Source organism: Clostridium sp. 1001275B_160808_H3 (assembly GCF_015550425.1).
GTDB lineage: Bacteria > Bacillota > Clostridia > Clostridiales > Clostridiaceae > Clostridium.
On record NZ_JADNAT010000012.1, the window covers coordinates 24,797 to 45,262 of the forward strand.

Genomic DNA, 20,466 nt, shown 5'->3' on the forward strand with positions numbered 1-20,466 from the left:
TCACATTTTAAAACTTTGAACTTTTACATTTTAATATATAAAAAGCTTAGGAATATTAGCTCCTAAGCCTTTCATATAATATTTTTAATAGTTTTCTGCAAATAATTCAAAGTATCCTTGTGGATGTAAGCATGCTGGACATACTTGTGGAGCTTCTTCACCTTCAAAGATATATCCACAGTTAGTACATTTCCATAAAACTGATTCATCCTTATTAAATACTTTTCCTTCTTCTATATTTTTTAATAACTTATTATATCTTCTTTCATGCATATTTTCTACTTCTATTATTCTTTCATATGCTACTGCTACAGCTGGGAATCCTTCTTCTCTTGCTACTCTTGCAAATTCTGGATAATCATGAGACCATTCCTCATGTTCTCCTTTAGCTGCTGCTCTTAAATTTTTGGCTGTATCATCATATAAATCTACTGGATAACCAGCATTGATTTCTATAGCCTCTCCAGCAAAATCATCTTTTAAAAATTTATAAAATCTTTTTGCATGTTCTTTTTCTTGCTCTGCAGTCTCCATAAATATGTTTGCAATTTGTACATATCCTTGCTTTCTTGCTACACTTGAATAATAAGTATATCTAGTTCTTGCTTGTGATTCTCCAGCAAAAGATTTCATTAAATTTTCTGCTGTTTTAGTTCCCTTTAAACTCTTCATTTTATCCACTCTCCTACCTATAGATTTAGTTATTTAACCACTTTTCCATTATATTACATCTGAGATTAATTAGCAAATTGGATACTCAATAAATAACCTCAATAAATATTTTATTTTTGCTTTTTTCTAAATATTCCTTCATTTTTTCATTTCCTTAATTTATTTTTCTACCTTTAATTCATTTTTACTTACACTAATATCATTCATTATTATTACCATAATAATACATTTTATATACTTATCAAAAAAAAATAGTTATAAGATTAAACTTACAACTATTTTTTATAATTAATTTTTATAATTAATTTTTATTTTTCTTTAATACCGCTAATACAATCATACCTACTAATGATCCAATAACTAAAGCACAAAAGTAACCTAATGGATTAGTTATAACTGGAAGAACAAATATACCTCCATGAGGTGCTCTTAAAGCACAACCAAAGAACATTGACAAAGCTCCTGCTGTTGCAGAACCAAGCACACAAGATGGTATCACTCTTAATGGATCCGCTGCTGCAAAAGGTATAGCTCCCTCTGTTATAAATGATAATCCCATAATATAGTTTGTTACTGCAGATTGTCTTTCTTTAGCTGTAAACTTCTTTTTAAAGAATGTAGTACATAAAGCAATGGCAAGAGGAGGTACCATACCACCAATCATTACTGCTGCCATAATTTCAAATTGTCCACTAGCTAATGATGCTGTCCCAAATACATATGCAGCTTTATTTAAAGGGCCACCCATATCAAATGCCATCATTCCACCTAAAACTGCACCAAGTAATATCTTACTACTCTCACCCATATTATTCAAAACATTAGTAATTCCATTGTTCACAGCTGCCACTGGTGGATTGATTATAAACATTATTATTGCACCGATCAATAAAATTCCAAAGAAAGGATACAATAAAACCGGTTTTAAACCTTCTAAGCTATTTGGTAACTTTTCAAACAACTTCTTCAATCCAACTATTAAATACCCTGCTATAAAACCTGCTATTAAGGCCCCTAAGAAACCCGAACCACCTTTATTAGCAAGCATACCCCCAACAAATCCTACTGCTAGAGCTGGTCTATCACCTATACTCATAGCTATATATCCAGCTAATATAGGTAACATGAAATCAAACGCTGTTCCACCAACTGTTTTTAAGAAGGCTGCGAATGGAGTATTCATACCAAAATTTGCTGGGTCAATGCTATAGTCATCAAATAAGAATGCTAAAGCTATTAAAATACCTCCGCCTATTACGAATGGTAACATATGAGATACCCCATTCATAAGGTGTTTGTAAATTTGATGCCCTATACTATCCTTTTCTCCTGATGATTCTTCTTCTGAAGTTTTTGCTCCATTATGGTGATAAATTGGTGCATCTCCTGCAGTAGCTCTATTTATCAACTCTTCTGCTTTGTGTATTCCGTTTGCAACTTTAGTTTGAATTACTTTTTTCCCTTCAAACCTTGCCATTTCTACTTTTTTATCAGCTGCAATTATAATACATTCTGCTTCATCTATTTCTTTTGCTGTTAATACATTTTTAGCTCCACCCGAACCATCAGTTTCTACCTTAATTGAAACACCCATTTCTTTAGCTTTTCCTTCTAAGCTTTCTGCTGCCATATAAGTATGAGCTATTCCTGTTGGACATGCTGTTACAGCTAAAACTTTATATCCATCTTTACTTTCCACTTTATCTTTATTTAACTTTTCGTTTTCAAAATCGTCTATTAATTTTATAAACTGCTCTGCAGATTTTGCATTTAATAATCCATTTCTGAAGTTTTCATCCATTAGCATAGTTGATAATCTCGCTAAAACCTCTAAATGAAGATTATTTTCTCCATCAGGTGCTGCAATCATAAAAAACAACTTTGCTGGTTGACCATCTAAAGAATCATAATCAACTCCATCATTAACTACCATTGCTGCTAATCCAGCATCCTTGACTGCACTTGTTTTAGCATGAGGTATAGCAATTCCATCTCCTATACCAGTTGTACTAAGTTCTTCTCTGGCTAAAACAGATTTCTTATATTCACCTTTATTATTTAAATTTTCTGATAAACTCATTAAGTCAACTAATTTATCAATAGCTCCTTCCTTAGAAGTAACTTTAGGATTTATTGCTATAGATTTTTTATTTAATAAATCTGTAATTTTCATTTCAATCCTCCAAATTATAATATTTGATTCAACAATTCATAAACTTTTTCTTTTGTTGCTAACCCTTCTGAAAATGCACTTGCACTTCCAGTGGCAACCCCCATTTTAAAAGCTTCTTCTAATCTATTATTTTTTAGATATCCAGCTATAAAGCCTCCTACCATTGAATCTCCCGCTCCAACTGAATTAATTAATTTTCCTTTAGGTACATCTGATTTAATTATTTCATCATTTTCTGTTACAAATATAGCTCCATCACCCGCTCTAGAAATTAAAACATTTTTGGCTCCCATTTCTCTAAGCTTTTTGGCATAAATCACTATATCTTCTTCATTCTCTATAGTAGTATTAAATAATTCTGCTAATTCATGATGGTTAGGCTTAATTAAAAACGGCTTGTATTTTAATACATTTAATAAAAGTTCACCCGTTGCATCAACAATAAACTTTATACCTTTATTAGATAACCTTTCCATTATTACTTCATATATATTTTTAGGAAGAGTTGCAGGAATACTACCTGCTAAAACTAAAATATCACCTGATTTTAATAATTCTAGCTTTTCATATAGTTCCTCTAGATCTTTATCTGAAATATTAGGACCTTGGCCATTTATTTCTGACTCTTCATTAGATTTTAATTTAACATTTATTCTAGACATTCCATTATTAAGCTTTATAAAATCTGTATTGCATCCAAAATCTTTTATTCTACGCTCTATTTCATCTCCAGTAAAACCCGCAATATATCCAAGTGCTACATTTTCTACACCTAAATTCTTTAGTACTATAGAAACGTTTATTCCCTTGCCTCCAGCATAAACTTCTTCATAAGAAGTTCTATTCACTTTACCTAGTTTAAAGTCTTGGACTCTTACTATGTAATCTAATGCTGGATTAAAAGTTATAGTATATATCATAACTTTAAAACCTCCACTATTTCTGCTTTATCACAATAACTAGTATTCTCTAATATTGTTGTTATTATCACTGCTTCCTCTATTTCTCCAAAAGTTATACAACTAATTTCATTAAATTTAGTCTTATCTGCTAAAATATATGGATTCCTTGTTCTTTTTAGAGCTTCTTCTTTAACTAATGCTTCTTTTATATCAGGAGTAGTATATCCTCTATAGTCAGATATCCCATTTGTTCCAAAGAAACCTTTAGTAAAATTATATCTTTTCAAGCTATTTATAGCTTCCACTCCAACTATAGCTTCTGTTGAATCTTTTATCTCCCCGCCAAGTATATAAGCTCTAAATCCATTACTTATTAATTTATTTGCTTGATTTATTCCATTAGTAACATATATTGCTTCTTTCTCTTGTAAAAAATCAATCATTAAATTTGTTGTTGTACCTGAATCTATATATACAAAATCGTCTTTTTTAATAAGAGTTGCTGCATATTTTGCAATAATAGCTTTATCATCAATATTTAGCGTTTCCCTTATAGATACTAAATCATCTTTAGTATGAAACTCTCTTTCTAATGTAGTTGCCCCACCATGAACCTTTTTCAATTTTCCGACTTCATCTAGAAAATTTAAATCTCTCCTTATTGTAGATTCCGAAGTGTCTAGCATCTTTACAAGTTCATTTACATATACTACAGATTTTTTTCTAATCTCTTCTAATATAATCTTATGTCTTTCTTCAGTTAACACCAACATCACTCCCAACTAAATAATACAACTTTTCAAAATCAATTTCAACCACTTTCATTCATTTTCATTCACTTTCATTCATTTTCATTTATATAAATATATTTATAACCACTTACTTCATAATTATCTATATTTTATACTATTTAAAAAGAAAAACCTTAAGGATTTTATTCCCTAAGGTTTATTTTCGTGTAATTAATAGCAAAATATACTTTATCTTTTTAATTCAATAATATTTTCGATTAACCCCTTACATCTTCCACAAGTAGTTCCTGCTTTAGTTACTTCCCCAACTTTTTCAACTGTGTCTGCACCATTATTAACCGCATTTACTACGTCTTCTAATGATACATTATTACAACCACATACAGAACCTAAAATTGATTGAATTTGGCTTGTACAACCGCCACAACAAGTTGCAGCTCCAGTTTGATCCATTATTTCATCTAAAGTTCTCGCACCACTTTTCATTGCTTTTCTTATATCTAAATAACTTACATTTCTACATCTGCAAATCTTTCTATCTCCAGCCATAAGATCCTCCAAAAATTAAATTTATATCCTTAATATTATATATCGACAATATCTATTATTCAATATATTTTATTAATTAATTTTTTTTATTCCCATCGTCTTGTTTAGGTATTAATTTATTGCAATAAGAGCATTTTAATGTTAGAATTTACGTGATAAATATTATTTATTGAGAATTCCTTCCAATAAAAGTTAATGTTTATAAATGTTAGAAAAAGGGGTGCATTATATGAAGCAAGAATGGATCAATTTTAAAGAAGGTCAATGGACTAAATCTGTTGATGTAAGAAACTTTATACAATTAAACTATACTCCATACAATGGGGATGATAGCTTTTTAGTTGGTGCTACAGATGCTACAAAAAAGTTATGGGATGAGGTTAGTGAATTATTTACAAAAGAAAGAGAAAATGGTGGGGTTTTAGATGTTGATACTGAAACTATTTCTGGTATTAACGAATATAAGGCTGGATATATAGATAAAGCTTTTGAAAAAATAGTTGGTGTTCAAACTGATGCTCCATTAAAAAGAGCTGTAATGCCTTTTGGTGGTATTAGAATGGCTGAAAATGCTGCAAAATCTTATGGCTACGAAGTAAGCCCAAGAATTTCAGAAATATTTAGCAAATATAGAAAAACTCACAATCAAGGTGTTTTCGATGCTTATACTGACGAAATGAGATTAGCAAGAAAATCTGGTGTTATCACAGGTCTTCCTGATGCTTATGGTAGAGGAAGAATAATTGGTGACTATAGAAGAGTTGCTCTATATGGAGTAGACAGATTAATAGAAGATAAAATTGCTCAAAAAAAGAGCTTAGAAGTTAGATGTATAGATGAAGATATTATTAGATTAAGAGAAGAGCTTTCTGATCAAATAGTTGCTTTAAAAGAATTAAAAGGATTAGCTGAAACTTATGGTCTTGATATATCTGGACCAGCTAAAAATGCTAAAGAAGCTATTCAATGGTTATACTTTGGATTCTTAGGTGCAATAAAGGACCAAAATGGTGCTGCTATGTCACTTGGAAGAACTTCAACTTTCTTAGATATATATATTGAAAGAGATTTAAAATCAGGATTAATTACTGAAGAAGAAGCTCAAGAATTAGTTGACCATTTCGTTATGAAATTAAGACTTGTTAAATTCTTAAGAACTCCAGAATATAATGATTTATTCTCAGGAGATCCAACTTGGGTTACTGAGTCAATTGGTGGTATGGGATTAGATGGAAGAACATTAGTTACTAAGAACTCTTTCAGAATTCTTAATACACTATATACTTTAGGACCATCACCAGAACCTAATTTAACAGTACTTTGGTCAACAAGATTACCTCAAGGATTTAAAGATTTCTGTTCAAAGGTTTCTATTGATACAAGTTCAGTTCAATATGAAAACGATGATTTAATGGCTCCTTATTGGGGAGATGATTATGCAATTGCTTGCTGTGTATCTGCAATGAAAGTTGGTAAGCAAATGCAATTCTTCGGTGCTAGAGTTAACTTAGCAAAAACTTTACTTTATGCTATAAACGGCGGAAGAGATGAAAAGTATGGAATGCAAGTTGGTCCAAAACTAGCTCCAATAACTAGTGAGTATTTAAATTACGAAGAAGTAATGGATAAATTTGAAATAATGACGGATTGGTTAGCTAACCTTTATGTTAATACTTTAAATGTTATTCACTACATGCATGATAAGTATTCTTATGAAAAGTTACAAATGGCTTTACATGATAGAGACGTATTTAGAACAATGGCTTGTGGTATTGCTGGATTATCAGTTTGTGCTGACTCACTTTCAGCTATTAAATATGCTAAAGTTAAGCCAATAAGAAATGATGAAGGTATCGCTGTAGATTTCGAAATCGAAGGTGATTTCCCTAAATACGGAAATGATGATGATAGAGTTGATGATATAGCTGTATATCTTGTTGAAAATATGATGAATAAAATAAGACAAAACAAGACTTACAGAAATGCTTACCATACTCAATCAGTATTAACAATAACTTCAAATGTTGTTTATGGTAAGAAGACTGGTACTACTCCTGATGGAAGAAAAGCTGGAGAACCATTTGCTCCAGGAGCTAACCCAATGCACGGAAGAGATAACAGCGGTTCATTATCATCATTAAACTCAGTTGCTAAATTACCATACGAGCATTCACAAGATGGTATATCAAATACTTTCTCAATAATTCCAGATGCTTTAGGAAAGAATCCTGAAGATAGAATTAGAAACTTAAGCTCATTAATGGATGGATATTTTGGTCAAAATGCTCATCACTTAAACGTAAATGTATTTGATAGAGCAACTCTATTAGATGCTATGGATCATCCAGAATTATATCCTCAATTAACTATAAGAGTTTCAGGCTACGCTGTAAACTTCATTAAGTTAACAAGAGAACAACAATTAGATGTTATAAATAGAACATTCCATAAATCAATGTAATTTATTTGGGACTTAGTATTACTAAGTCCCTTTTTACTTAACATACTCAAAACTAGCTTTTTGACTCTCTAAGTTAAAAAGTAAATTATCTTTCTTATAAAATTTAAACCTTGCTTTACAAGATATATTTTCATAAATTGTTCTTATCATTTCTCCACCATCAGGAGCTAGTAGTTTTTGAGGGTAATTCTCATTTATTTCTACTTCCAATTTATATTTTCCCCTTTTTATAATCAAACCATTTTCATTATAATGTAATATTTTAACTCCATTATAAGTTGCTAATCTGTATTCTTTTTCCTTATATAAAATTGATGCAATACATCCTTTAAATTCAAATCCTAAAAATGGAATATCTGCAATAGAAACCATGATGTTTGACTTTGTATTTTTAAAACTATTACATTGAATCCATAAATATGATTTAGGAAATGATTTTCCTGAGTCCTTCTCAATATACCCTATTCCGTCTTTTATTATTATTTCTTCGTTATTTATATTCAATTTTCCATTAACTATATGATGTAAACTTATTACTCCATGACTACATTCCATTAATGGAAAGAAAGCAAATGGACCCATTATATCATTTTTAATTGTAGTAATATTATCATAGCTTAACTTACCTTTTATTTTTATCCCACTACTAACTATATTTAATATCAATCCTTTTTTAGAAAATATATTATCTCTTATTTTAATAGTTAATTTATCATAGCTTATTGAAAAATCTTTATAATCGTACTTTATATTATAAGAGTTGTCATTAGTTATCACTTGAATAAATGCATACTTTAGCCCACTTTTATCAATATTTATACCTGGAATAAAAGCTATGCTATTATCACCAAATTGCTGCTTAAAATACCACCCCTCAAAAAATCCTTTCTTATTACTATATGAATTTTTATTCTTCATACTTCAATTCCTTTATGGAAGGTGAATCTAATAAATTCCCTTTATAATCAAATCTTGATCCATGGCAAGGACAATCCCAAGACAAATCATCCGCATTCCATTTTAACTCGCAGCCTAAGTGCGGGCACTTTGTTGAAACTGTATAAACTTCTCCTGATTCATCTTTATATACTCCAACTTTTTCTCCATTATAGATAACTATCTCACCTTCACCATTATTTACATGTTCTATTGTTTGCATTGGTATATGTATTTTCTGCGCTATAAAATTATATGTTGTTTCAAATCCATCCTTCACTAGATTTTTTATTGATGCACTCATATCAAATCTACTTGGAGAAAATATATCGTAAAAGTCATGATCCACACCAACTATCATATCACTAATAATTATTGCTGAAACCATAGATGATGTCATTCCCCATTTATTAAATCCAGTAGCTACATAAACATTTGGCATTTCCTTAGAGTAAATCCCTATATAAGGAATTCCATCAGAAGTCATGCAGTCTTGAGCTGACCAGTTATATTTTTCTATTGAATTAGGATACAATTTATTAGCTAAATCTCTAAGCTTATCATAAGATCCACCTAATTCATTATCTCCAGTTCTCTTAGAGATTCCCCCCAAAATTAGTAGATCCTCATATCGTCTAAATGTATATCCTCCCTCATTTTCATCCACATACATTCCATGAATAATCTGAGCATCTTTAAGTGCGATTAGATGTTCTCTTTCTTGATGCATTCTCATAAAATAATATCCTGGTGTATTAATAATTGGGAAATGAGTTGCTACTACAATACTTTTAGCTTTTATATTTCCATGATTAGTTATAATAGTGTCCTCTTTTATGTCTAAAGCTTTAGTGTCTTCATATATAACTAATTCTTTAGCTATATAGTTTAAAAATTTTACAGGGTTAAATTGTGCTTGATTCTTGAATTTTACAGCCTTTGCTATTTTAAAGGGTAATTCAATTTCATCTACTAATTCTGCATCTATACCAATTTTTATTGCAGCTTCATATTCGTTTTCTATTTTTTCAGGTTTATCTAAACTATAAACATATGCATCTTCTCTCTCAAAATCACAATCTATATTATTACTATCTATTATTTCTTGATATGTTTCTATAGCTAATTGATTGGCCTTAGCATATTTTTTAGCATTATCTTCACCAAATTCCTTAATAAGCTTATCATATATTATATTATGTTGTATTGTTATCTTAGCTGTGGTGTTCTTAGTATTTCCATTCAATATTTTCCCCCTATCTATAACAATAACATCTACCCCCCTTTCCTTTAGCATATATGCTGTTAATAATCCTGTTATACCAGCTCCAATAACAACTGCCTCTACTTCTATATCTCCCTTTAAATGATTTCTTTTCTTAATATCATAACTTTTACTCCAAACGGATTTCATAAAAATATCACCTCATATGTTATTATTCCATTAATTTTAGTAATTAAACAAATTAAAAATAAGGTGATTAATAAAATTGATAGTTAACAATCAATTTTTACTTTTTATAAAATTACCATCTATTTTCTCTTTTATATCTGGATATTTTTCTACTACTTCTATGAAATTTATCATTCTATCAAAAGTCTCTTTACTTAAAACATGCTCTATTTTTTCTGTTTCTTGTAATAAGTATTTTGACACCCCTAATATTTTTAAAAACTTTTCTATTGTATTATGTCTATTTAATAAATATTCACCATAACCACTGCCATTTTCAGTTAATTTTACATAACCATACTTCTCATAGCTGGCTAAATTTAATTCATCTAATTTTTTTACCATCTTTGTTATTGAGGCTGGCTTTACATTTAAAGCTTTTGATAAATCACCTACCCTTGTGAATCCTTTATTCTCTGATAATCTATATATCATCTCTATGTAGTCTTCCATTGAAGCTGTAATTAATCCCCCATCGTTCTTTAAATAGTTATTGAAAGTATAAAACTCTTCACTTCCCTTCATATCTAACCCTCCATATCGTACCTATCTTTATATTATATTTAACTAACTACTATAAGATTCTTATAAAAGCATATATTTTATATAAGTATTTATTCTAACCTAATGAATTTAACTATATATTCTTCTAGTTAAATAATAAATAAAAATTTCTATTTAATTTTTAAAACTCTTTTAAGCTAGTAAAATTACCGGTTTATAAAAGGGGTCGCGTTTCGCGACCCCCTTTATAAAAATAATAAATTAACTTGCCCAATATAATACTCTTACTTGAAATGACTAAATTAATTTTTACATTAAATATATTTTTAAGACTACTTCATTTATATCTTAATAGCATACTTTCCCTGGATTCAATATATTCTTAGGATCAAATACTGATTTTATTCCCCTCATGATTGAGATATTTTCATCACTTAAAGAATCACTCAAATATTCTTTTTTTGCATATCCTATACCATGCTCTCCAGAAACTTGTCCCGATAATTCTTTAGCCTTATCATACATTCTTTTCATTACTTTATTAAGTTTTATTTGCCATTCATCTTCACTTAAATCATCTCTTAGTATATAAATGTGTAGGTTTCCATCTCCAGCATGTCCAAAACTCTTTATTCTTATTTCATACTCATCCTGAAGCTTATGAGTAAACTTTACAAACCCAGCAACCTTATTTCTTGGAACTACTACATCTACTTCATCCATTTCAGTTGTAGATGACTTTATAGCTTCTAAAAAAGCTCCTCTTGCAGACCAAATAGCCTCTTGTCTTTCTTCTGTATCTGATATAAATACATCTATAGCTCCTTCACTTAAACATATATCTGCAACTTTTTCATAATTCTTCTCTATTTCCTCTTTTGAATTACCATCAAAAGTTAATAATAAATAAGCATCTGAACTATGATCTGGAAATTTCTTACCTAGATATTCTTCTGCTGCAAGTATTACTTCACCTTGCATAAACTCAATAGCTGTTGGTACTGCTTTTGATTTAATTATTTTAGGTACAGTTTCTATTGCAGTTTCTAATTCTTTAAATGGAACTAATAAGCTTATAGATTTTTTAGGTAAAGGTAATAATTTCAGAGTTGCTTTAGTTATTATTCCTAATGTTCCTTCTGATCCTATTATTAAATCCTTAATACTATAGCCTGAACTATTTTTAACAACTTTTCCTCCTAAGTTTATAATTTCTCCTTTTGGAGTAACAACCTCTAGACCTCTAACATAATCCCTTGTTACTCCATATTTTACCGCTCTCATTCCACCTGCATTAGTACTTATATTGCCTCCTATTGTAGCTGTCTTTTCACCTGGATCTGGTGGATAAAATAAATCATGCTCTTGAACGAACTTTCCTATTTCCATTAGTAAAACCCCAGGCTCTACTGTTAGCGTTAAATTTTCTTCATCTAACTCTAATATGTTATTCATCCCGCTTAAATCTATGATTATTCCTCCATTAAGAGGTACACACGCTCCAACTAACCCAGTTCCAGATCCCCTTGCTGTAACTGGTATATTATTTTCATAAGCATACTTCATGATATTTGATACTTCTTCAGTAGTGGAAACCTTAACTACTATTTCTGGAAACTTTCTAACAAAACCTAATTCATCATGGCTATAATCTTCATTTATATTTTCCCCATAAAAGATTCTATCATTATCATTTATTAATGCTTTTATTTCCTCTATATTTTTTTCTAAAACTTTATTATATTGCATATTCTTCCCCTCCAATTCCCTTAATCATTTTAATTAATTTAGGGACTATTTCATATATATCTCCTACTATTCCATAATGTGCGACCTTAAATATTGGTGCTTTTTCATCATTGTTTATAGCAAATATATAGTCAGAATTATTCATACCTGCAGTAAATTGAACTGCTCCAGAGACTCCACATGTTATTATTAATTTAGCTCTAACAGTTCTTCCACTTAATCCAACTTGCTTACTAGCATCTTCCCATCCTGATTCAATTAATGGTCTTGTAACAGCAACTTCTCCACCAAGTAAATCTGCTAACTCTCTTATCATATTCATGTCTTTTTCTGACTTTACTCCTCTTCCAGCTACAATTAAAACATCAGCATCTGATATGCTATGCTCCTTCTTTTTAACTTCTACACTTTTTACATTAATATTTGAATACAACTTGTTTTTATTAACTTCACAAAGTATTAACTTTCCTGTAGATTCTTTATTTCTCTCTGGTGCAGACATAACCTTATATCTAACTGTTGCTAACTGTGGTCTTGAATTTGGAGTGATTATTTGAGCCATTATATTTCCGCCAAAAGCTGGTCTTATTTGTATTAAATCTGTGTTTTCCTTTATATCTAAAACTGTACAATCTGCTGTTAAACCTGTTCTATATCTTGCTGCTACTCTTGGTGCTAGTGACCTTCCAACAGTAGTTGCTCCAACTAATATAACAGATGGTTTAACTTCATCTATGAAACTTTCGAACATCGCTGTATATGGTTCTATTCTAAAATTATTTAAACTATCATTATCATATACATATACTTTATCTATTCCATAATGTAATAATTCTTCTGCTTTTTTAATTATGTTATGACCTATAAATATGCAATATACTTCTTGTTTTACTTTACTAGCTAACTCTCTAGCCTTTCCTATAAGTTCAAATGTAACAGGATGTATATCTCCATCAACATGATCTACATATACTGCTATTCCATTCCACTTACTCTTGTCTATCAATACTTTTTCTTCTTCTATATATTCTACAGCACCTTTGGGTCCCTTCTTCACACACAACTTACACATCTTACAATTAGAATTAATATCTAATTTACCATTAATATTTTCTAAAGCTCCAAATGGACAAATTTTAATAATCTCATCTATATTTACTACTTTATCTTGATTTACAACTAACTTAGACATATATATTCCTCCTAAATAAACTTTAATTCTTTTAGCTTATTAAATATATTTTTGCTTATTTCATCTGAATTCCCATTCCATTTCTCATGACTAGAATTAGATTCAGGAGGAAATATTCTTTCAACTTGAGTTGGAGAACCATTCAAACCATATTTATTTTCATCTTTATCTTCAAAATCACTTAATGATATTACTTTAATTTCTCTATCCTTTGATTCTATCTTTTTTCTATATGACGGTAACCTTGGTTCAAATATATCCTTTTCTACTGTTAATAAGCAAGGATATTTAACCTCAACAATTTCCACTGTATTAGGCATGTCCATTTCTACTGTTATATAATCATTTTCTACTTCTAATATCTTTCTAACATTAGCCACATGAGGGATCCCCAAATACTCAGCTATCTCTGGTCCAACTTGAGCTGTATCTCCATCTGTTGTTTGCTTACCACAAATAATCAAATCGAAATCTCCTGTTTTTCTTATCCCTTGCGATATTGTATATGATGTTGCTAGAACATCTGCACCTGCAAATTTTCTATCTGATATTAATACCCCATTATCAGCTCCCATTGAAAAAGCTTCTCTTATTACCTCCATAGCTTGAGGTGGCCCCATACTTATTACACTTATACTCCCACCTTTTTTCTCTTTAATATTAAAGGCAGTTTCTAATGCATAAAGATCGTATGGATTCATCTTTGTATCTATTCCATCCCTTTTTAAGACTCCTGTTTTTTCATCAACTTCAACTTTTGATGTTCCTGGTACCTGTTTGATACAAACTATAGTGTTCATATATTCATCTCCCCTGATTTATTATGTTCTAAATTCTTCATATAAATTAAGAAAACATCTATTTTCTTAATTCAATATACACATTTTTGTATATTGAATTATAAATACTATTTATTTTACTTTTAGTAAATAATACTTATATTTTATATAATATTCCCCAAACAAATTGTAAACCTTTTAATACAACTTGTCTATAATAGTTATTTTTATAACACATTATAAATAACTTTAGCTATATCCCTCTATTATCACTCAATATTAAATATTAATATTATTTTACAGAATAAGCTAAATATAATAATAAACGACCTATCCATTAAGAATAGATCGTCCTATTTTTGATTATCATTTTATACCTAAAGTAAACTTTTATTCATGTCAACTTTAATAAATATTACTTAATCATTTCTTTTCTTCTGTATATACATATACCACATACTATCATTATAGCACCTAAAACTATTAGTGCTTTACTATCAAATTGTGATCCTGTATTTACTAATGTATCGTATTTACTATTTTCTGAATTATCATTTCCTCTAGAATCATTAGTAATTGTATCTATATTGTTATTTTCTGAAACTTTTATTGGTTCCATTTGTATATCATGTCTGACTATTTCTTCTTCTACCGAAATATTATCACTTACATATTTTTCATAACCATCTGCTGTAGCTACTATATAGTAATCAGTATAAGGGAATACCATCCAAGCATATTTACCATTAGCATCACTAATTTGAGGGTTTAAATTATTAGCTGGAGGAAAATCATTAACAGTTGGCAATTCTACTAATGTATCCGGCTTTCTTCCATTCGCTTTATTTCTTTCTGTATTTGCATAATATAATTTAACCTGAGCTCCAGCTATTAATTTTCCTGTTTCTTTATCTATGATATCTCCATATGGATCTATTAAGCAAGTTGCTATATTTAATTCTCCATCATTGTTAACTCTTATTTTTGAAGAACCAACTTTTATCTTTAATCCATTTGATAAATTATAATAAACATTTGCATAATATACTTTATTTTTTTCTAATCCACTAAAATTAAATATTCCTCTATTAACTTTGTCATTTAGATCCCCTTCCTCAATGATTCCGCTAACTGAGTTTCCATTTTCATCTACTATCATTATCTTATAGTTTGAATAATCATCAATTGAACTAATATCACCGTTAGGATTTTGTAATAAAAGAAGTCCTGTAACAGTGTTAGATGCATTATAATTTTCTTTTCCTTCTGATGTAACAGATCCAGCATTAGTTTTTTGATGGAACGTTACCATTTTTGTTTGATTACCTATCTTTATAGGTTTTGTTATCTTAACATCATATGCTACATTTCCTTTTGGTATTGCAATTTTATATTTACCATCTTCTTTTGTAGTTACCTTTGCATAGAATTCTGGTATTCCATTATTATCAAAGTCTTTTGATACCTCTACTACTGCGTCTGAAATAGGTAAACCTGTGTTATTATCAACAATTACTCCCTTTATACTTCCTGGTGCAAAATGAAGTACTGCATTGTTTTGTACAGGAACATCTAGCCCATTTACTTTAGCTGAAACTGTTACTGTAATCATATCATCACCAGTTACTTTAGAAGATTGTAACGTAAATAAAGCATTACCATTTTTATCTGTTATAACTGTATCTCCATTTAGTAGTGATCCATTTGAAACTTCTAATGTTACACTCTTTTCAGGTACTGGATTATTATTTTCATCTAAAACTGTAACTTTTAATGTTGTTTTATCTTCTCCATCTCCAACTATTGAATTTGGATCGGCAGTTATTATTACTTTATATTTTGATAAGTATATATCTACTACTTTTTCTTTATCTGTTGGTTTAGATGGTTGTAAATTTACATCCACACTTTGTTCTGCTCCATCTTTATTAGCTACTACCTTATAAAGTCCTACTTTTTCATTTTTAAAACTATAACCTCCATCCTTAGAAGAAGTTGTAGTATCAACTATTCTGCCATCTACATCAACAAGAATTAATTTAGCATTTTCTTCAGCACCCTTAGCAGAGTAAACTTTACCATTAATATTTAAAGTTAACGGCATTGATTTATCAATTGTAAATTTAACTACTGTTTCATTCCCTGCATTATCAGTTACTACTAAAATATACTCTCCATCTTTATCTATCTTATTTCCTGGCGTGTAAGGTTTTCCATTTAGTGTTGCTGTTCCTTCATTGAATTCTGGAATCATATCTTCTTTATATGTCTCACCATCTTTAATCTTTGTAACAACTGGCTTTGTTTTATCTATTACAAATGTCTTTGTAATAGAATTTCCTGCCTTATCAGTAACAACTATAGTATAAGTTCCTTCTTCAGTAACTTCTGAGCCATTATTGAATTTGTTCGCATTTAATAAAGCTTCTCCTTCATTAAATGTTATAACTACTTTATCTTTGTAGCTAACTTCATTTTCTACCCCATATATTTCCGGAGTAGTCTTATCTATTACGAATTTAATGCTTTTTTGATTTCCAGAAGCATCTACTACAGTTATTAAGTGCTCACCCTCATCTTTTATAATAGTACCACTAGTAAATTCCTTTCCATCTAATAGTGCTACTCCCTCATTAAATTCAACTCTTCTATCATTATTATAGTACTTTCCATCTTCTGCCCCTGTAATTATAGGTACAGTTTTATCTATAATAAATGTTACCTCCGATTTATTTCCAGCTTTATCTGTAACTAATATAGTGTGAGTACCTTCAGTAGTTACAGAAGTTCCACTATTATATGGTTTACCATCTAATGTCGCTGTTCCTTCATCAAAAGTAGGATTTACATCTTTATTGTACTGTCCACCTTCAATTACCCCTTGAATCATAGGTGGTGTTTTATCAATAGCAAATGTAACTATTGAAACATTTCCTGCTCTATCTGTAACTACTAAATTATATGTTCCTTCTTTAGAAACTTCTGTTCCTGATACAAATTCTTTACCATTTAATAATGCCGCACCTTCATTAAGTGTAGGCTTTACAGAAACATTATAATTTGTATTATCTTTTACATTTGATATTATTGGTGGAACTCCATCTACTTCAAAGCTTAATTTACTATAGTTTCCAGCAGTATCAACTGCATTTACCGTATATATCCCATCTTTATCTATCTTGTTTCCTGAAACAAAAGGTGAATCGTTTAAAGTCAATGTTCCTTCATTTGAAGTTATTATAACACCTGGTTTATAACTTCTTCCTTCAACTGCACCATCTATAACTGGTGCAATTGTATCTACTATAACATAGCTATTGTCTGTAGTATTACTTATATTTTCAGATTCATTTCCATAATTATCTTTTAATTTACTTATATCAAAAGTTACTACCCCTTGTAAATCTTCTCCTTTAACACTATAAACTATCTCATATGATTTTTCAGAAGTACTAGTTGCTATAATTTCATTACCTAAAATATTTACTTTAGGAGCTTCAGATAGTATCTTATTTGTTGTAAATTTAATCTTAATAGTATCTCCTTCCTTAGCATAATTTTTATTGCTATTACTGGATTCTATAGATAGTGTTGTTACAACTGGCGGAATATTATCTTTAATATTTATGGTCATTTTAGCATCTTGAGAATAATCATCCCCATCAAATCCTTGATAAACTAATGTTGAAGTACCTACGAAATCTTTTGATGGTACAAATGTAATCTTTGAAATGTCAGAAATTAAAATAACATCACTTTCTTTAACATCAACTCCATCATTAACAAGTTTTCCATTTGAAGGTAGCGAAATAACCTTTATTGATACTTCATTACTCTTTTCAATATCGTTATAATTAGATATAAAATCATTATCTTCAAACTGTATACTTTGATTTATATATCCAATCTTTTCTGAATCCTGAACTGTAGGAATATTATTAGGTAATGCTTTAACCTTAACATCAAATTTTTTGGTTGAAGTCACTCCATTGTTATATAACGTTGCAGTTAAAGTTACTACCTTATCTCCAGTTAAAAATCCTGGTCTTGAAACTTTTCCTGTTTGAGTTATCGAAACATCATTTGATTTCCATCTAACTAAGGTGTTATTCATTCCAGTAGTTGACAATGTTAAATTTTGAGTTACATTGTCTTCATTATCACCTTGAGCATATATTATAGATACGTCTCCATTTGCTTCATTTACCTGATCTTGTACATCTTTTACAGTAAATGTTCTTGAAAAACCTTCTGACCAAATTGTAGTCTTTACTTTTAAGGAAACTGTGTACTCTCCTTCTTCCTTATCAGAAAAGTCAATCATAGGAGTTGCTCCTGAATATACTACTTTGCCATCTTTTTCTACTGTGCATAACCTATCAGTTATTTCTTTACCTTGTGGATCATAACTATTATCTATCATCGTTATGTTCTTCATTAATGGTTTATAGAACATTGATGGTGTTAATATAAAATTAGCTAATGGTTTTTCAGTATCATCATCTTTAGTTGAAATATATTTAACTAAAGGTATACTTAAAACATCATCATAATCCTTTACTTGTAGCTCTACTAAGTATTGTTTATCAACTTCTAAGTCTTGTGGAATTAATCCACTATTCCATGTACTTGCTGCAGCTTCTCTCCATTTCCATATCTTTTCCTTAATTCCTTTATCTTCTTGACTCTTAGCATCCTCATCATAAGAGCTTTCATTAATTTCTATATTATAAACTTCATCTGACTTTACTACATTAGCATCAAAATTTGCAATAGGTCTTCTATGAGCATATACTTCATTTGGGCTAACTATACTATCCTTGAAAGTTATATCATATTTACCAGTTTTCTCGAATATCATATCTAAATTGTCCATATATTGCCCATCAAATGTTGCTTTACCCGTATCATTTTCATAATATGTTTCATCATGGTTTAGCTTCCAACCGCCATAAGGATATTGCTCATCTGCAGTATTTTGTTTTAAGCTTTCTGGAGTTACATCTATATCCATAGGTTGTCCTATTAATACTTTTGTTTCTCCTGAACTTTGTTGTTTTAAATTATCATAAATATAACTAGCTATTTTATTTATTGATTGATTATAATCTAAATTATCAACATAAAGTCCATTTTCATTATTTTTACTTACTAAATCATTTGCTTCTGATTTATTTTGGTCTGTCCCCCAACCTATGTAGTGAATATTTTCACTAATTATTCTTGATTGAATTTCTGAATATGTACTCTCATTATGGAAATCCTCATCAGATGTATCATTTAAATTTACAACAAATCTCTTTGAGTTTAGATCCCACTTAGGTTGCCTTATTAAGTCCTTAAATCTAACTGTATTAGTAGTTTGCATACTTAGATTATTAAATGAAAAATATGATAAAATATTGCAATTATGTGACGCATAACTAGCTATAGGTCCAAAACTATTACCAAACTTAGAATCTAATTTTTCTGAATCTATAGTTTTGTTTTCATTATCCCACATACTAATTGTATCTTCTGTAACTTCTATTTTTATAGTATGATTTGATGATGAATCCTTTGAATAGTTTTTAACTAATGTTACTCCTGGATATTGACTCATTAATTCATAATCTTCATTATGGAAGTTTTCAGCATTTATATTAATAACCTTATATAAATTAATGCCGTATTCGGTAAATAAAATACAATAACCACTTAGGAGTCCATTTTCTATTTTAGAATTAAATAAGAATCCTCCACCTTCCATGCTATGATAATTTATTCCACTTTCATTAATTTCAAAATCAAAAGTCTTTTTAGACATAGAATTATTCTCCATAAACATGAAATCCTTGTAGCCAGGTTGTCCATATCCATAGAAAGTTATATTTTTTCCTGAATCTTTTACTATAATATGCTGATTATCTTTTGGATTCGCTTTCCCATCTCCATTTGGATAATTCATTTCTCCCCAGTTACCTTTATGATCATATATCTTCCAGGCAAAGGTATCTTCAGCACTTACTTCCTCAGCCCTTAATCCAGTTATTTTGATTCTAGAATCCTTTACCCCAAGTTCCTGGAGCTTACTTCTTAAATCTTTTTCAAAATTCGATGGATCTACATTTGAATCTTCAACTGTAAGAACTATATCAGCATTGTACTGAGGTTTCAAAGAAATATTTACATTGTTATCTTCTGCCTTAACAATATTTCCAACATCAATCAAATTTAATATAAATAATGTTACTAAAGTTAATGCAAGAGTTTTCTTATTTTTTAAGCTTCTCCTCATCCTTTATTCTCCTTTTTATTATTTTTTTGTATATCCACATATTACAATAATATTCTAAACAAATTCT

The 20,466-nt window shown here is 29.6% G+C and carries 13 protein-coding genes; 1 reads left to right on the forward strand and 12 read right to left on the reverse strand.

Going from position 1 to position 20,466, the window contains the following annotated elements; genetic code table 11:
- Nucleotides 1-84: 84 nt before the first annotated feature.
- From rbr to I2A75_RS10380, 5 genes are all read right to left on the reverse strand, one after another.
- Complete coding sequence (gene rbr / locus I2A75_RS10360) at nucleotides 85-672, reverse strand: rubrerythrin (RefSeq protein WP_195264391.1); 588 nt, start codon at nucleotides 670-672, stop codon at nucleotides 85-87.
- A gap of 301 nt (nucleotides 673-973) precedes the next feature.
- A complete protein-coding gene (locus I2A75_RS10365) occupies nucleotides 974-2,845 on the reverse strand; it encodes a fructose-specific PTS transporter subunit EIIC (protein ID WP_195264392.1) in 1,872 nt (623 codons plus the stop codon).
- A gap of 14 nt (nucleotides 2,846-2,859) precedes the next feature.
- Complete coding sequence (gene pfkB, locus I2A75_RS10370) at nucleotides 2,860-3,765, reverse strand: 1-phosphofructokinase (protein ID WP_195264393.1); 906 nt, start codon at nucleotides 3,763-3,765, stop codon at nucleotides 2,860-2,862.
- Complete coding sequence (locus tag I2A75_RS10375) at nucleotides 3,762-4,514, reverse strand: DeoR/GlpR family DNA-binding transcription regulator (protein WP_195264394.1); 753 nt, start codon at nucleotides 4,512-4,514, stop codon at nucleotides 3,762-3,764. The genes pfkB and I2A75_RS10375 overlap by 4 nt, the downstream gene beginning before the upstream one ends.
- A 213-nt stretch (nucleotides 4,515-4,727) precedes the next feature.
- On the reverse strand, nucleotides 4,728-5,048 hold the full coding sequence (locus I2A75_RS10380; RefSeq protein ID WP_195264395.1) for a (2Fe-2S)-binding protein: 321 nt from the start codon (nucleotides 5,046-5,048) through the stop codon (nucleotides 4,728-4,730).
- Nucleotides 5,049-5,277: 229 nt separating this feature from the next.
- On the opposite strand from I2A75_RS10380, the gene pflB reads away from it, so the two are divergent.
- Complete coding sequence (gene pflB / locus I2A75_RS10385; RefSeq protein ID WP_195264396.1) at nucleotides 5,278-7,509, forward strand: formate C-acetyltransferase; 2,232 nt, start codon at nucleotides 5,278-5,280, stop codon at nucleotides 7,507-7,509.
- Nucleotides 7,510-7,542: 33 nt separating this feature from the next.
- Here the strand turns inward: pflB and I2A75_RS10390 are convergent, their stop codons facing one another.
- From I2A75_RS10390 to I2A75_RS10420, 7 genes are all read right to left on the reverse strand, one after another.
- Complete coding sequence (locus I2A75_RS10390) at nucleotides 7,543-8,427, reverse strand: tocopherol cyclase family protein (protein ID WP_195264397.1); 885 nt, start codon at nucleotides 8,425-8,427, stop codon at nucleotides 7,543-7,545.
- Nucleotides 8,417-9,859, reverse strand: a complete 1,443-nt coding sequence (locus I2A75_RS10395) for an FAD-dependent oxidoreductase (RefSeq protein ID WP_195264398.1) — start codon at nucleotides 9,857-9,859, stop codon at nucleotides 8,417-8,419. The genes I2A75_RS10390 and I2A75_RS10395 overlap by 11 nt, the downstream gene beginning before the upstream one ends.
- Nucleotides 9,860-9,949: 90 nt before the next feature.
- Nucleotides 9,950-10,423 (reverse strand): iron dependent repressor, metal binding and dimerization domain protein, encoded by a 474-nt coding sequence (locus I2A75_RS10400; protein ID WP_195264399.1) that lies wholly within the window; start codon nucleotides 10,421-10,423, stop codon nucleotides 9,950-9,952.
- A gap of 327 nt (nucleotides 10,424-10,750) precedes the next feature.
- Complete coding sequence (locus tag I2A75_RS10405) at nucleotides 10,751-12,151, reverse strand: FAD-binding oxidoreductase (RefSeq protein ID WP_195264400.1); 1,401 nt, start codon at nucleotides 12,149-12,151, stop codon at nucleotides 10,751-10,753.
- Nucleotides 12,141-13,343, reverse strand: a complete 1,203-nt coding sequence (locus I2A75_RS10410) for an electron transfer flavoprotein subunit alpha/FixB family protein (protein WP_195264401.1) — start codon at nucleotides 13,341-13,343, stop codon at nucleotides 12,141-12,143. The genes I2A75_RS10405 and I2A75_RS10410 overlap by 11 nt, the downstream gene beginning before the upstream one ends.
- An 11-nt stretch (nucleotides 13,344-13,354) precedes the next feature.
- Entirely contained in the window at nucleotides 13,355-14,143 is a 789-nt protein-coding gene (locus I2A75_RS10415) for an electron transfer flavoprotein subunit beta/FixA family protein (protein WP_195264402.1), read from the reverse strand.
- A 394-nt stretch (nucleotides 14,144-14,537) separates the two neighbouring features.
- The gene (locus tag I2A75_RS10420) at nucleotides 14,538-20,399 is read right to left on the reverse strand and encodes an immunoglobulin-like domain-containing protein (RefSeq protein ID WP_195264403.1); all 5,862 of its coding nucleotides are present in this window, start codon (nucleotides 20,397-20,399) and stop codon (nucleotides 14,538-14,540) included.
- Nucleotides 20,400-20,466: the final 67 nt, after the last annotated feature.